This is a genomic window from Velazquezella soli (genome assembly GCF_977018685.1).
Genome location: NZ_CDRNXF010000004.1, coordinates 2,937,026 through 2,950,461 on the forward strand (window position 1 = coordinate 2,937,026; position 13,436 = coordinate 2,950,461).

The following is a 13,436-nucleotide window of genomic DNA, read 5'->3' on the forward strand; positions in this document are numbered from 1 at the left end:
CGAGATTTCGGTGCTCTTATTGATCGTCTTTCATGCTTTCATTGTGCTGCACGAGAGTTGCGATGTTCCGGTATGTTGCAATCTTTTTAAACAAGCGATCCATTCCAACCATTTCAGTATGAATCTCTTTAAGTTTTTCTCCATCGCGACAACCAGACCACTCCGCGAATAGTTCGCGCTTCACATGATCGAAAATTTCAAGGAAATCGGAATTACCCAATAGGCGTTGTGCGCTTTCGGCGCGTGCGATTACTTCTTGGCTCAATGATTACTCCTGCGGCATTGGCGGTGGCTGCTGTGGCTGCGCTTGTGCAGCGGGTGCCTGTTGCATCGCTGCTAGATGACCCATCGCTTGGTTCTGCGCATCCTGCTGCGCTAGTGCCATATCGACATCGTTTCGACGGAGTGCCTGTTCTGCGTTGATGCGTGCAATATTGACCTGTGCGCCGTATTTGCCGCTCATTTCCGCTTCTTTGATACGTAGGTCTTGGGCCATAGCATCGCGACGGAAATCATCATCGATTTTGAGCTTCGCAAGTGCCAAGTCGTGCTTGCGGTCGGCTTCTTGCTTCTGCATTTCCAACTGCTGTTGCGCGATCTGCGCTTGAATCTGGACCGGATCGGGTGGCTGCGGTGCTGGCGGTTGTGGTGGCTGCTTCGACGGATCGAGGTAGAAATCGTGGACGTTAGTAAAGCCCGCGTTCTCGGTGATTTTGATCAAAGTATTGTAGATTTCCTTTGGACCGGCCAGACCAGTCATTTGTGCCTGCTTCTGCTCCTGCAGGATCTGGTTCAACGCGACCGAGTTGAAATCCTTGTTCATCACACCAAAGGCGACGTTCGCGCTAACGTCCATGTCGGCGTCCCAGTCATCGATAACGATTGGAACGTACTCGTCTGTAAGACGCTGGATGTATGTTTGTGCGTCCTCTGGATTGGTCACGAAGGCATCGACACAAAGCTTCATCAGGTAAGAGTAACCAGTCTCAGCAAACCAACGGCAGATCGTTTCCATGAGGATCATGCCAGCGTTTTTGCGGCTGCTTACACCTGTCGCTGTCTCAGCAACCATATCGCCGGTATCAAGACCCATCATGCCGGGGCCAGCGCCGGTGGAATTTTCCAACTCACGGCCGATGGCATCGATAACGCTCATCGCGTTCCCGCCAGTGAAAGCCTGCTGGTTATAGGTAATGCCGCCAGTGGGATCAGCCGAGCGCACAACAGCACCCGGATACAGGTTTAGAACATCATCAACGTTCGTGATTTCCGGGTTCACAACCTTGATCGGATTGGAGTGCGCAGCAAGATTATCAAACACGAACCGCTTGGACTTACTCAGAAAATTATGTTCCTGACCGATGCGGTCGATCATGCTTTGCCCAAAAAGGGTGTTCGGGATCGGATACGGGACAAAAGGCGCATACGGGTAGTATTTGCTGACCTCCTGCTTTTCGAGAAGGATCGGCTTGCTTGATAGGTCACCTGCCAGTGTGAAACGGTAATGACGAGCGCGTGCGCCGTCGATGTTCATTTTTGTATAGATTTCGTAGATCGTGACATCGTCGGTGACATCGTTAGTTCCGTCATCGAAGTCGGTGATCTTGCTACGCTGTAAGGCGATGCCGTCTTGTTTCTCGGTCGCCGATGGAATTTTCGCGATCTTGTCTTCGTCAAAGCCCTGCTCGCGTAGATCGTCGCGGCTCATTGTGCGGCGATGGCCTTGCAGCTTGGCAGCAATACCGCCGGTCTTCTGGCAAATACGTGCGTCTTTGGAGACGATGAAGTCTTCTACGGGCAAGTTGTCGATGCAGAGGTCAGGGTTGCGTTTAACGTGTCGGAGTTTGATATCGCGTACCTTTGGGAGCATGGCCTTCGTGATTTCCACCATCTCCGGTGGAGTACCTGGCGGTAGTTCTGGCATTGGAGCATCATATGGCTCCCCTACCTCAATATCTGTAATCTTGCCGGCCTGTTCCATGTCGTAATATTCAACAAGCGCCTCATCGGTTAGCCCCTTGATCATCTGCGGAAGGCTTTCTTCCTCGATCGAGGTCATACGCACCGTTGCGATGCTAACGCCGGTCATAAAGCCGTTCTTGAGCCATTGGAGAAGCAAGGCACCGTGCTTGTTGCGTTCACGCAGCAAGTTGTTGAGAACCGTTGTCATTTGCTCGGCAACGGCAACATCACGAGGGCTAGAAGTGTTTGGCTGAAAGCTTACGGGATACCGCATCGACATGAAGACGCGGAAGACGTTGGCTACAGACCAATCCACCTGCGTGGTGATCTCCGGTCCAACGTATTTGGATCGACCTTTGATTTTGTCGTCGTTGACGAACGCCTCACGCTGATACCCACGTAGGCCGTCTTCATGTCGGTTGGCGATATTCTGTGCTGAAACACCAACGGCATCTTGTGCCAAGATTGCTAGTTTGTTGGCGATATCGGAGTCATTGACTGACTTCTTTTTGTCTTTTGCCATCGTACCTTTCGCGGCGGTGGGTTCCGCCGTCTCGTTGGGCTGTGGTTACTCCCTATTTACTGTTTAAGCTTGGAAAGCCTCGTTTCTTCATGGACGCTCAGAGAGAAATGTACGAACTTCTATCGCTGACGTGGTGAGATTTTGGGAACGTGCATGAGCCAACAGATATTCTTCACATTACCTTCTGTAATCCGAGATTTGGTACGCGCCCGCGACCTAGTTAAGGACCACTACGCCGTTCCGGGCGTGGATTTCACATTCGACGGAAAGCTTGTTGGTGACATCGGTGAGGTCGTGGCGGCAAAAATATTTGGGATTACTCTCACACCAGGAGGCGGCACCGGCATCGATGGCTACATCGAAAGCGAAGTTGGTCGTAAAACGGTTCAAATCAAAGCCACCAATCGTTCCGGTGGTCCCGCATTTCGCAAAGTTGAAACTCGCGCCGATTATCTCATTTTTTTAGATTTCCAGTTCCGCGACTTATGCGGAGAAATCATCTTCAACGGTCCAGAGCATATCGCAATCCAAGAACTCCCATCTGGTCCGTGGAAACGCGACCAGATGACGGTCGCAAGGGGGAAAATTCGCCGCTTCCACGAGCAGATACCCCCCGATCAGCGCCTTCCCATAGTTGACCACTCGCTGATCATATCTGCATAGGGCAAAAACATAAGTTTATTCGTACGCCGAGTGGTTAGTTCCGCCGACCGGCTGGTTCCATGAGTACTTGCCGATGTATCGCTTCTCATCTGGAGCGAACGTCAAGCAGAGCGCGTCCGCGTAATCCGGCGACACCTTCAAACGCTTCTTCATTTCGTCTTTGCCTTCGACCTTGGTTTTACCGCCCTTGTCGTATCCCCACGTTGGCGATTTCAATTCCTTGATCAAATCCTTGTTGTATGGAATCGAAACGTCTTCCGTTTCGAACCACTCGCGCACCTGCCACCACAATTGATCGCGAAGCTTTGCAAACTGCTCTTTGGCACTGCGGATTTTCGTCGGACTGCTCTGCGTGGTCACTTTGTGGACCGGCAATCCAAAGTGCACGAGGTTGTCGTATAGACCGCGACCCAGACCGTTAGCGTCAACCGCGATGATCAGGTTTTGCCGTTCGCTGTGTGGGAGAGCCACATACATGTCGCGGATTTTGTAGGACAACTGAACGATGTTCAGGCCGCGATATTCGATTGGATTTTCGTAGATGTAGTTATCGTGGCGTTTGACAACAACCGTTCTGTCGCGACCTGGACCAGCTGGATCAACGCCCCAAACTTTCGGGCGGCTCGGGCTTGGTAATCCTGCCGCCTTGTTCTCGACTGCGTACTCGATCAGAGATGCCGGGATAAGTCCTTCTTCGCTGTCGGTTGGGAAGTCGCCTTCAACGTTGATTATGTAATCGTTGGAGCCTTTACCCTTGTACTGTAGCGCCGCGTACTCAAGGTGTTCCTCGGTAACTCGCGGGCTGTCTTGCATGCGACCGTGAACCTTCGTCCACTGCTTTGATATGTCGCCTTCCCACGTATCGTAGAAGAACCCAGCGGCTCGGCGTGGGTTGCTCACGAGGATCAGTTTCGGATTGATGTCCGTTGTTAGGTGGTTCTGTAGTGCTTTCTCAAAAGCGATGTCTGGAACGTCTGCTGCTTCGTCCACAAAGATGAAATTGTTCTCGGCGTGCAGACCGGCAATCGAACCGATCTTATCGACTGGAATTGTGCGCCATCTCGCCCAACACGCTGCGCCATTCTCTTTGCGTTCGCATGCAGTCGCCGTAAAGTCCCACATGTCCTGAAACACAGGGTCGAGTTTGTTATAAAACAGTTCGACTTCGTTCCAGATGCCGTTTTCCAAGTTGCTCTGCGTTGGGCCGAAGATCGAAACCTTCGTATCGCCCTTGCAGCAAAACAGCGCCCACCAGATGCAGACCGCCATCACGGCCGTTTTGCCGAATCCGACACCACCCTTGAAGGTGATGCGGTCATTTTTCATGAAAGCTTCGGCAAACTCGATCTGCTTGGGACGTAAGTCGAAACCGAACATTACGTGCGAGAAGAGAGGAATGTCGGTGCGAAAGTCTTCCAGTAGTTGGCCAAAGGCCTCTAACTGCTGTTTGGTAGTCGTCATAAATTATCAACCGGTTGTTGGACCCGGCGATATTTATTGGCGGCACGCTCGTTGATGCCTCAAACGAAAAAAGCCCCGTTTCCGGGGCTTCTTGTTAGGCTTTGGCCTTCGCTTTGCGTGTCTTCTTCACGGCCGCTGGTGCGGTAGTGGAGACTGCATTTTTTAGCGTTGCCTTTCTCGCCGAAGCCTCTTTAGCAGCCTTGACGATTGCAGCCTGAAACTCAGCATCAGTATCGGCCAGCTTGATCGCGCCGTTGAACAGTCTGATCACCGCATCGAGATCGGAAGCCGACCAGTGCGAATGTTTCCCGACCGGAATAGGCTTCTTTCCCAGCTGAACAACGTATTCGCCGTTGCGCGACTTAAACCAGTTGAGTGCGGGCGTTTTGATCGTCTTTTTGCCTAACGTATCTTCCGCACGAGTGATCTGCGCTCTCGCTGCTTTTTTAAACGTTGATATCGGATCGCTTGCACCGCGTCCCGGTGCATTTGTTCCTGCACTATCAAACATCGCTCTAATGTCGTCGCTCATCATGCTCTCCTTTTCGTTTGACGCCGATCTAAGCGTTCTGGGCTTAAATAATCGGTAAATCCGATCACTCGCAAAAGAGCAAGGTTAAAAGCCCATGAAGGTACACATGAACATCGCTGGTGGATACAAAAAGCAAGAACTCAAAGAATGGTTCGATGACAGCGTTGATCAAGAAACGCGTGTGAACGCTATTCACGATTGGGCAAACAAACGCTTTGGCGGATGGCTAACTCGAAACGAAATTTCGGATTTCACCATCTACGAAGTGACGGCCACTTATCTGCGTTTCGACTTCCTGCACGACACGGATGCCCTGACTTTTGTTTCGCAGATCGGCGGAAGAATGTTGGAGGAATAATGCCAAAGAAAACGACAACCGAGACAGCGAAGACGCTCAAGGTAACACCGGAACATCATGCTCACCTCAAAACGATTGGCTTCAAGAAGGGACAATCGGGGAATGCTGCTGGCAGACCACCAACTGCCAAAGAGATCAAGATGGCAGCGGCTTACATGACAATGGACTCTCTCGAAACGCTCCGCGATCTCCGCGATAACAGCCCGAACGAAATGGTGCGATTGCAGGCCGCAAAGGCGATTATGCGTATCAACGTCTCGGATGCAGCAACGGAGCAAAAGGTGGACGTAAACGTCACCACCTCCCCGGCGTCCTGGCTAGCGCGTGCGAACAGCCGCCAAACGGTCATCGAGGCATCGCCGGATGATGTGACGGAAATCGAGAGCGACCCGGACAGTCTGCATTAACCTTAAATTAACGATCAGCTTGCGTTCGGGGCTGGAAAAAGATAGGGTTGCGTCTGTCAGAAGAGACACTCGCCCGGGGCTGGCAAACGATAGGCCCACGGCATAAGCCGTCCACCGTTTCAGGTGCAAGTGTCTTTTAAAGCCCTCTTGCAAAGGGCCCAAGCGACGGCAACCGATCCTTGTTGCTGCTTCCGACAATTCCCGAATTTGTCGAAACACGCTTTTGCGTGACAGGTAAACTGTGCCCATAGGCTAGCGCATGGGTGTCAGTTCATGCCCTCACTGCGACTGCGTAACTTGCCCTAAGTGGCGAGAACGGAGCAACATGTCTAAAATCGAACGGAACATCCAACTTGTCCCTCAACGGCGCATTTTCGCGGCCGATGGCGAGGCCGTAAACGTCATTCTAAACGGCGTTTCACTCATGACTTGGTTTCAGACCAAGGCGAGTAAAAAGCGCCCCAAGACCTACACCGCATTGGCACAGATTGGCTATGAGACATTCATGGAACTCGACACCTCTCGTGTCTGGGTTCCGGTGAAACCACCCGAAGAAAAAGACCGGCTGATTATTGAGGGCGATGATCTGCTGCATGAGAGCGGGCTGGCAATCGATGCGATGTTTGGAAAAGCTTTCGATCTTCGAATTGAATTTGTTCCCGGCCAGTACGGGCAGTCGTATGAAGTTTACGAGGGCAACGAACTTGTTCTCGTGTGGCACGACCATGACGGCTACGAAGACGAGTTTTTGTGCTTCATTCCCGATGACGGTAACCCCGATGGCGATGGAACGAAATTCGCGTTCTACAGTGGTAGCACCTACGGCTTTGATCCTCGCGACGAGGACGGCACCTTTGAGGATCGATGCGGCCATGCCGATATCGGGAAGGTCACGCCGTTCGCATATCACGCATTGAAGCAAGGCTGGGTCAACAAATCCTAACATGAACTAGAGGCGGGGCGAGAGCCCCGTCGCTAATCGACCTGAAACGCGCCGCGAGCGCGAACGGACAACTGTGTTCAACGAAAGGAAACTACATGCTCAGCGATATTATCGCAGATGCGGAACAAGCACTCCGCAATCACCAGAAACAAGCCCAGCTTTATCCGCCGATCAACGATCAAATCGATGCGTTGCGTTGCCAGATGGTGGCACTGCAAATGATCCTCGACAGCGACGTCCCGCTCGAATTGCTTGCACGCAATCCGATCTATCAGGGCGCGGTTGCTGGCGACATTGAGCCGCACGATCGCTTCATGGGCGGCGATAACAGTGTTCTCGATGAATTCAGGGCCATGCTGGCAGAACGTAGAAGAGGCTGATCATGCGCAAGAACCTTGAATTGATCAACACGAGTTGGAGTGAGATCTGCGAGATCATCGAGAGTCGTTTTTCCCAGCGAATGTACGATATATCCGTCGACATTTTCGAGAAACAACGACGGCGTCCAATCTTCGTATCGTACGAGAGTAATTTAGACGAGCCGCACGGAAACCCGGTTGACCCGAAGCATTTCCATGACGTGCTCGTAAGTTACGAGATGCTGCCAACTTTTTGGGCCTTCGATCAAGGAGCAGAGGAGGAATCCGGGTCGTTTGACAGGGACATCATCCATGACTGGCGCAGACTCTACCCCGAGGGTCAATTCATCGAGGTTGAACTGGATGGCAGCTGGGACGCGCAGCGGATTATTATCGCAACGTTCCGGGATGACGCCGCCGGAAACGCCGACGCAATGCGGTTCAAACTGGCGGAACACTAGTCAGTAAGACGAGACAAATAATGGCCCTCGATACGGAAACGTGTCGGGGGTCAAATGTTTTTGAGAGAGTGCCGCCAAAATTTCGAGGTCTCCGTTTCCGAGAACTGACTCCGTGGGACGATCCTGAAACAAATCTCAGAAATGAGCCGCTAGGAAACTACACAGATCTATCTTTCTGCCGCTGCGCACAGGGGGTGTAGGGGGTCATGCGTATATCCAGACCCTTCCCCTCGCAAATACGCCTTGCCGCCCCACAGCGCGTCACTGGCTGCGATACACGGCATCTGCGCTACCAGTATGCCCGCTGCACCTGGCACACCTCACTGACCCTTTACGATCCCGCAAGCTTCCACGCATGTTAGCCGCTGCTGCTGTTGTCATAGCGGGTCAACAGCGCGTGCCGTGGCTGGCGTACAGCCTTGTACTCGCCCACCTGTCCGCTGCGCTACACGACCCCTGTGTGGCTGCGCTAGAATGCCAGACATGGAGAAGCCCCACTGTTTCCAGTGAGGCTAAGTCCGATTGCGCAATCAGACCGTTTGGTTACTTGGCTTTGGCTTTCGCCCGACCCTTCTTCAACCGCTCGCTGCGCTCCATGCTGTGGAGTGCGATGGCATCTTGCAGTTTCTTGTCCTGCTGCACGGCCATCTTAGCCGCCGTCAGGAGTTCAACAACGGCGTCGAGATCGTTTGCCCGGAACAACTTGCTGCCCGCGATCTCAAGCGCATTGCGTCCGACTCGCACAACATACGTTGCACCGTCCTTGCGGAACCACAGGCTGCGGGTGTTGATGTCCTTGCCTTCTTTAACCTGCTTGGCGAAAGCAATCTGCGTATCGACTTTGCTGTAGAAGATATCGAGTGGGTTCTTACCGCCAACGTTGCCGGTGGTTGCTGCCGACTTGAGAAGTTCCAGTGCGTTCGTCATTTTCGATCTACCTTGTACCGGCAGCGCCATTGCTGCCGTACTGGTCTATCAATAGCCTTCTGGTTGCCGTTGCGACCGAAGATTTCCTGTTTGTCAGTCGCACGCTTCGAGCATTTTCAACAGCCAGTCGCAGCGACGACTTGGGTCATAAGCTTTCGAAATTCGAACGATCTTATCGGAAGGGTAATAGATGATGTCGCTGCCCGATTTAATTAAGGCCCCGTGCCGGTATAATGTTATGAGGGCAGCATTCACGTAGATGCGGTCGGTCGTGACGATATGCGCACGATTTTGCTCGCCCTTTAATGACTGAAGCGCCGATGCTCTGCCGGTTTGTTGATTGACTAAGATCACGCTGATCACCACCATACCAACGAACAACGTCGTCATCAGGCCGGACCTTTGTGGAATCGAGGCCCCCCAAATTATGACTGCTCCATAAGTTATATAGTTCGCAATTAGAGCCACAAAGTTGGAAGTTACATCAAGACCCCGAGACCAATAAACGGATACCCCAAAAGTAAGAATGAGCATACCGACAAGCGAAATCTTACCTGCGCTAGAATGAAGAGCGGACGAAAGGCGCCGAGAAAGGTAGAAGACTAAACCAATGAGACCGAGGAGGCCTGAGAAAATAATAAACATCATGCTTGTCGCCGCGATGTCTACAACGTCACCCGGGATCAGCACTGAGAAAAAACGTCTCCCGACGACCCGGGCCGTTCCATTCACGTTCGAAATCGTCGCGAGTGCCGCCATCAAAAGAAGCAGGGTGAAAGCGGTTGCTAGTTCCTGAAAATCCGGTTTGCGCAAACTCATTGTTGGAGCGTCTCTTCGGCTTCTACCAGAAACAGGATTGTTGAAGCCGTCATGTGGAGCATATATCCAGCCAAGTAGTCAGGTACGGCAACCGGCTCACTGCCTTGGCCATGCCCAGCCAACTTGTTTCGACCGGTAGGCACTGCGCTTTCGAGACTGCTCTTGAGCGCGTTGATCTGCGTCTGCCAGAACGTAGGCACCAACCCTTTTTCGAACAGCAGCTTGATCAGTTGGCTCGCAGTCGCACTAGGGTCACGCTCCCAACCACGCTTGTCGCAGATAGCCTTCATCGTGCTTTCAAAAGCTTTTAAGCAGTCGACAAGGGCTTCCTTGTTGTTACCGTGGCGATAATGCTGGTGAGCAGCAAGAAACTCCTCCTGTGGACCAGCATACTCTTGGCCATTGAGCAGCCGAAGAGCAGGCTTGACAACTTCTGCATGGATCAGTTCTGAATCTACGCGAACAATCTCGCCGCTTATGAACTGATACCCAAGTCCGTGCTGCTTGAAGCGTGCATTGATCTCTTCAAGGGCCTCATCGGCAATACGTTGGGCCTCTACGGCTGATCGATAGTAAAAGCCGTCTTCGCTGGCCACTGTATCAACCAACTGACAGAGAATTTCGACAACGTCGAGCGCCCTTTCCACGTCACGTACATCTATAAAGAAATTTACAATTTCGTCATAGTATCCCTTCGCTTTTGGAGAGAGAGACTGAACGCCATACTCTCGCCTAAGCGTCTCGACGGCATATCTGTAGGCTTCTGCAGCTTCATGGTAATGTATCGACCCGTGCCGCCCTCCCAAAGCGTCGTCAGCTGCGTACATCACCTGGTTGCGAAGCATTTCGCTAATCTGGTCGTATTGATACGTGTCGACCACTTCGCCACGTGCTCTGCGCTGACGTTTAGAAAAAATATCGGTGATCGCCATGGGTTTACTCTGTCTCGTAAGTATCGCGGAGGCGAACATGGAGGCATGCGATGATTCGCACAACTTAAAAGCGTCAACGACCCATACAAACACCCTGAAGCCTGCTGACATCAAAACCTTTGCAGAAATTGACCAATAGGTTGGCGAGCAGATCTAAAGACGTTTCCTACCGCTATGGGGGTGTACCCCTTGGTCTAGGCTAGACGGTGGAGCAGTCGGATTACCTGTCCAACGCCCCACTCTGCCCCGCGTTGGGTCTTTACGCCCATCTCGTTGAGTCTGCGTGCAATTGCTGCTGGCGTGTCTGTTCCGCTGTCTATGAGCGTCTGTATCGTCTCTGCGATATCGTTGGCAAAGTTGTTGGCGCGTTCGATCTTGATATCGTTTGTTGCCCACTTCTCGCCGCGAGCAATCTTTGCAGCGATGGCAACCTTTGTGCGCTCGCTGATCATCTCTCGTTCCTTCTCGGCAACTGCTGCCATTATGTGGAACTGGAAGTTGTCTGCGTTGGGAATGTCGCAAGCTTTAATCGGCACGTTGCGCTTGAGCAGTCCGCTGATGAAATGGACATCGCGAGAGAGACGGTCGAGTTTTGCGATAACCAGTGTGGCCTTGTTCGCTTTCGCAAACTCCAGCGCCAGTTCCAATTGTGGGCGATCATCGCGCTTGCCGGATTCAACTTCTGTGAACTCCGCGATCACCGGGCATTGTCCGAGGAAGTTTGCGACTGCATTACGCTGCGCTTCAAGCCCTAGTCCCGACTTGCCCTGCATCTGCGTGCTGACACGATAGTATGCGACAAACTGCATTCCCATTCTCCACTGACACGTTACGCTCCTAGTGTGTCAATAGTGCCAAAAAGATTTGATTGCGACCTGCCTTTACGGTCGCTTTGCCCTTGAAAGGCGTTACTATGCGCCGCTCTGGATTTCTGCGGGCTCTATGGTTTTGTTGGGTGTGGATGCCAGTAAATTACGCTAACGCTCCTCTACCGTATCGTGTGAATCAAACTCTGCTGAAACCGTGTTGATCCGCGTCGTTCTTTCTGGCTTGTCGGTTACATTTAGATAATCGTTGAACCTCCGTACCCGCGTTTCGGTTTTTATCAACTGCCTCATACGCTTGTAATTGCTGGATCGCCTATCCGAAAGTGATGCCAGTTTCTCTTGCTTTTCTTCATCTGTTAATCCTTCTTCCGCTAAACGAACCCTATCTGCTTGCCTCTCCAAAATATGCAGTGTCGATAATATTCTCGATACCTGCGCAAGGTATCGACTTATTTCCTCACTGAAGACAAACAATGACTCAATAGAAAGAATCTGAAAAACCATTTCAGAGTTGTTTCGAGGACCGTTTACTTCTATGTAGTCGGCTTCTGTTTCAACCCTTTTGTAGATATCAAACCGTTTTTCGAACAGACTCAGTTTGTAATTTCTGGCGGTTGCATCACTCGTTGCCTTTTGTTGCTCCGTGAGAAGTTCCGTTTGTTTTTGCATGGCGACTGTTTGGGCACCAAGGAACTCTGCCTGCTTTCTGGCTTCGTCTGCCTGATCCTTCATAACTACGCGGTTCTCTTTCATTTCCTCTCTTTGGAGACTTAACTCCTTGGATTGGATGAGAACTGTTGCGGTCAGCCACAAGAATGCCAGCGGGCTAAACGCACCTGCAAGGAAGTCACCAACAAGGTTGAGGTCTTTGGATTTCACATACGAGACGACTTCGTTTTCACCGCCCCAATTGTGGAGGACTAACACTCCGATCACGTAGACGATGGTGATCGCGATTGTACCGATCAGGATGCCGTGCTTGCTCATGCTGTCACCTATTCAGTTTCGTCGAGTGACAATGGCACTTCGAGGTATGGTAGGAACTTATTTTTCACGCTGTCGGTCATGAATATATCGCTCAACCGTAGCGTCTCCCGCTCAACGCCAGTGACGGCCTCCAGGAATTTCTTTTCTTTAGTTTCGTCCCATTCATCAGGATTGTTTTTCCTGTCTTCGGACGATTTAGTCAGGCGTGAAGTGAACATCCGAAGCATATACGAGTGCTGCAACACATCTGTTATAAAAGTCTCAATTTCTGGACCAAAATGAACTCCGCCTGAATTGATGCGAGCCGAAGTGAGTTGAATACTGCGTTTCCTTCGACACCCTCCCGTAAAAATGTCGTTCGTGCATCTGTAAGGTGATGATACGCAAGCATCCGCTTTTCATGCACCGCTAATCGGTAATTGGCTTTTGCGGCCTTGTGAGTAATTCTGTTTTGCTGCTCGACTTGGTCGAGTTGAGCCTTGATCAGTTTGGCGCTGTCAGCCGCTTGAGCGCGTGCATCGTTTAATTCTTGCCGCTGCATTATGACTGCCATACCCAACAGGATGAATGCCGGGAAAGCGAACACACCAGCAAGGAAGTCGCCCACGGTGTTTAGTTGGTTATTGCCCCTGAAGAACGCGACAATTGTAGACGGACCAATGGCCGTTATCACGATGACGAAATACGCCACGACAAGCACGAGTGCTGCCGCTACCCAGTTTATTGATTTGCCCATGATTTTCCCCAACGCCCCTATGCGTCACTATAACCGGCGCAGTTGTTTGGGGAAGATGGCTTCTGGTGATTTAGGCGGGAGAGTAACGGCTTTCGACTGACTAGTTTCCGCCGTAGGACAGTTTCGCTATCAGTGGGTCGATCCCCTCTTTTGCCGAGGCGACAAAATGGGCGCGGTCAGCATCCAGCGAGGCAATACCGGCGTAAACAGCACTCATGTCCCGAGCGATCCGATTGTAGGTATTGATCAAATCCACTTGCTTGCTGGACAGTCGATCTCGCTTGCGCTTGAGAGACATAATGATGTCCTGATACATGCGCTTCTGTTCGGGGGTCAGCTTGCTCAATGGACACCACCATAGGCCAGTTTGAACATTAACTGCTTATCGACATCGTTGGCGATCTTCGCTTCGAACTTGTTACGATATGGGGGCATTTGCTACCTCTTACTGCTCTCCAAAGGTATTTATCTCCGTCGCCGTATAGAGGCTTCAAACGCGCACTTCTGCTTAAATATTGGAGCATCACTCCATTAAGGCA

Annotated in this window: 17 protein-coding genes; 6 read left to right on the forward strand and 11 right to left on the reverse strand. The window is 51.7% G+C overall.

All coding sequences use genetic code 11. The annotated features are described in order from the left end of the window. Positions 1–16 precede the first annotated feature (16 nt). On the reverse strand, positions 17–265 hold the full coding sequence (locus tag AC0JZ8_RS17850; RefSeq protein WP_471893077.1) for a hypothetical protein: 249 nt from the start codon (positions 263–265) through the stop codon (positions 17–19). 3 nt (positions 266–268) lie between these two features. Then, positions 269–2,485 (reverse strand): portal protein, encoded by a 2,217-nt coding sequence (locus tag AC0JZ8_RS17855; RefSeq protein WP_471893078.1) that lies wholly within the window; start codon positions 2,483–2,485, stop codon positions 269–271. 153 nt (positions 2,486–2,638) lie between these two features. Between AC0JZ8_RS17855 and AC0JZ8_RS17860 the strand changes: the two genes are divergently transcribed. Beyond that, positions 2,639–3,148 carry a DUF6998 domain-containing protein gene (locus AC0JZ8_RS17860; RefSeq protein WP_471893079.1) on the forward strand — a complete coding sequence of 170 codons (510 nt, stop codon included), beginning with the start codon at positions 2,639–2,641 and terminating at the stop codon, positions 3,146–3,148. Positions 3,149–3,163: 15 nt separating this feature from the next. On the opposite strand, the gene AC0JZ8_RS17865 is transcribed toward AC0JZ8_RS17860, so the two are convergent. Next, on the reverse strand, positions 3,164–4,609 hold the full coding sequence (locus AC0JZ8_RS17865) for a hypothetical protein (protein ID WP_471893080.1): 1,446 nt from the start codon (positions 4,607–4,609) through the stop codon (positions 3,164–3,166). Positions 4,610–4,703: 94 nt separating this feature from the next. Then, positions 4,704–5,141, reverse strand: a complete 438-nt coding sequence (locus AC0JZ8_RS17870) for a hypothetical protein (RefSeq protein ID WP_471893081.1) — start codon at positions 5,139–5,141, stop codon at positions 4,704–4,706. 106 nt (positions 5,142–5,247) lie between these two features. On the opposite strand from AC0JZ8_RS17870, the gene AC0JZ8_RS17875 reads away from it, so the two are divergent. The 5 genes from AC0JZ8_RS17875 (at position 5,248) to AC0JZ8_RS17895 (ending at position 7,669) form a co-directional block, all read left to right on the forward strand. Beyond that, a complete protein-coding gene (locus tag AC0JZ8_RS17875; RefSeq protein WP_471893082.1) occupies positions 5,248–5,499 on the forward strand; it encodes a hypothetical protein in 252 nt (83 codons plus the stop codon). After that, positions 5,499–5,906 carry a DUF5681 domain-containing protein gene (locus tag AC0JZ8_RS17880; RefSeq protein WP_471893083.1) on the forward strand — a complete coding sequence of 136 codons (408 nt, stop codon included), beginning with the start codon at positions 5,499–5,501 and terminating at the stop codon, positions 5,904–5,906. Before AC0JZ8_RS17875 ends, AC0JZ8_RS17880 begins: the two co-directional genes overlap by 1 nt. Before the next feature lie 325 nt (positions 5,907–6,231). Next, entirely contained in the window at positions 6,232–6,849 is a 618-nt protein-coding gene (locus AC0JZ8_RS17885) for a hypothetical protein (protein WP_471893084.1), read from the forward strand. Positions 6,850–6,944: 95 nt separating this feature from the next. After that, on the forward strand, positions 6,945–7,229 hold the full coding sequence (locus AC0JZ8_RS17890; RefSeq protein ID WP_471893085.1) for a hypothetical protein: 285 nt from the start codon (positions 6,945–6,947) through the stop codon (positions 7,227–7,229). A gap of 2 nt (positions 7,230–7,231) precedes the next feature. Continuing rightward, positions 7,232–7,669 (forward strand): hypothetical protein, encoded by a 438-nt coding sequence (locus tag AC0JZ8_RS17895; protein WP_471893086.1) that lies wholly within the window; start codon positions 7,232–7,234, stop codon positions 7,667–7,669. Between the two features lie 543 nt (positions 7,670–8,212). Here AC0JZ8_RS17895 and AC0JZ8_RS17900 read toward each other — a convergent pair. From AC0JZ8_RS17900 to AC0JZ8_RS17930, 7 genes are all read right to left on the reverse strand, one after another. Next, positions 8,213–8,596, reverse strand: coding sequence for a hypothetical protein (locus tag AC0JZ8_RS17900; RefSeq protein WP_471893087.1), 384 nt, complete (start codon positions 8,594–8,596; stop codon positions 8,213–8,215). 93 nt (positions 8,597–8,689) lie between these two features. Beyond that, on the reverse strand, positions 8,690–9,415 hold the full coding sequence (locus AC0JZ8_RS17905) for a hypothetical protein (protein WP_471893088.1): 726 nt from the start codon (positions 9,413–9,415) through the stop codon (positions 8,690–8,692). Continuing rightward, positions 9,412–10,347, reverse strand: coding sequence for an STM4504/CBY_0614 family protein (locus AC0JZ8_RS17910; protein WP_471893089.1), 936 nt, complete (start codon positions 10,345–10,347; stop codon positions 9,412–9,414). Before AC0JZ8_RS17910 ends, AC0JZ8_RS17905 begins: the two co-directional genes overlap by 4 nt. Positions 10,348–10,541: 194 nt before the next feature. After that, positions 10,542–11,156, reverse strand: a complete 615-nt coding sequence (locus tag AC0JZ8_RS17915; RefSeq protein ID WP_471893090.1) for a recombinase family protein — start codon at positions 11,154–11,156, stop codon at positions 10,542–10,544. A gap of 168 nt (positions 11,157–11,324) precedes the next feature. Beyond that, a complete protein-coding gene (locus AC0JZ8_RS17920; protein WP_471893091.1) occupies positions 11,325–12,161 on the reverse strand; it encodes a hypothetical protein in 837 nt (278 codons plus the stop codon). Between the two features lie 250 nt (positions 12,162–12,411). Next, on the reverse strand, positions 12,412–12,897 hold the full coding sequence (locus AC0JZ8_RS17925) for a hypothetical protein (protein ID WP_471893092.1): 486 nt from the start codon (positions 12,895–12,897) through the stop codon (positions 12,412–12,414). A gap of 100 nt (positions 12,898–12,997) precedes the next feature. Further along, positions 12,998–13,243: a hypothetical protein gene (locus AC0JZ8_RS17930; RefSeq protein ID WP_471893093.1), complete on the reverse strand. Its 246-nt coding sequence runs from the start codon at positions 13,241–13,243 to the stop codon at positions 12,998–13,000. Positions 13,244–13,436: the final 193 nt, after the last annotated feature.

Excerpts from the sequence above, each read along its gene's own strand:
- AC0JZ8_RS17855 (WP_471893078.1), bottom strand. The coding sequence starts at position 2,485 with ATGGCAAAAGACAAAAAGAAGTCAGTCAATGACTCCGATATCGCCAAC.
- AC0JZ8_RS17860 (WP_471893079.1), top strand. The coding sequence starts at position 2,639 with ATGAGCCAACAGATATTCTTCACATTACCTTCTGTAATCCGAGATTTG.
- AC0JZ8_RS17915 (WP_471893090.1), bottom strand. The coding sequence starts at position 11,156 with ATGCAGTTTGTCGCATACTATCGTGTCAGCACGCAGATGCAGGGCAAG.
- AC0JZ8_RS17905 (WP_471893088.1), bottom strand. The coding sequence starts at position 9,415 with ATGAGTTTGCGCAAACCGGATTTTCAGGAACTAGCAACCGCTTTCACC.
- AC0JZ8_RS17890 (WP_471893085.1), top strand. The coding sequence starts at position 6,945 with ATGCTCAGCGATATTATCGCAGATGCGGAACAAGCACTCCGCAATCAC.
- AC0JZ8_RS17880 (WP_471893083.1), top strand. The coding sequence starts at position 5,499 with ATGCCAAAGAAAACGACAACCGAGACAGCGAAGACGCTCAAGGTAACA.
- AC0JZ8_RS17865 (WP_471893080.1), bottom strand. The coding sequence starts at position 4,609 with ATGACGACTACCAAACAGCAGTTAGAGGCCTTTGGCCAACTACTGGAA.
- AC0JZ8_RS17885 (WP_471893084.1), top strand. The coding sequence starts at position 6,232 with ATGTCTAAAATCGAACGGAACATCCAACTTGTCCCTCAACGGCGCATT.
- AC0JZ8_RS17875 (WP_471893082.1), top strand. The coding sequence starts at position 5,248 with ATGAACATCGCTGGTGGATACAAAAAGCAAGAACTCAAAGAATGGTTC.
- AC0JZ8_RS17920 (WP_471893091.1), bottom strand. The coding sequence starts at position 12,161 with ATGAGCAAGCACGGCATCCTGATCGGTACAATCGCGATCACCATCGTC.
- AC0JZ8_RS17895 (WP_471893086.1), top strand. The coding sequence starts at position 7,232 with ATGCGCAAGAACCTTGAATTGATCAACACGAGTTGGAGTGAGATCTGC.
- AC0JZ8_RS17925 (WP_471893092.1), bottom strand. The coding sequence starts at position 12,897 with ATGGGCAAATCAATAAACTGGGTAGCGGCAGCACTCGTGCTTGTCGTG.
- AC0JZ8_RS17870 (WP_471893081.1), bottom strand. The coding sequence starts at position 5,141 with ATGAGCGACGACATTAGAGCGATGTTTGATAGTGCAGGAACAAATGCA.
- AC0JZ8_RS17910 (WP_471893089.1), bottom strand. The coding sequence starts at position 10,347 with ATGGCGATCACCGATATTTTTTCTAAACGTCAGCGCAGAGCACGTGGC.
- AC0JZ8_RS17900 (WP_471893087.1), bottom strand. The coding sequence starts at position 8,596 with ATGACGAACGCACTGGAACTTCTCAAGTCGGCAGCAACCACCGGCAAC.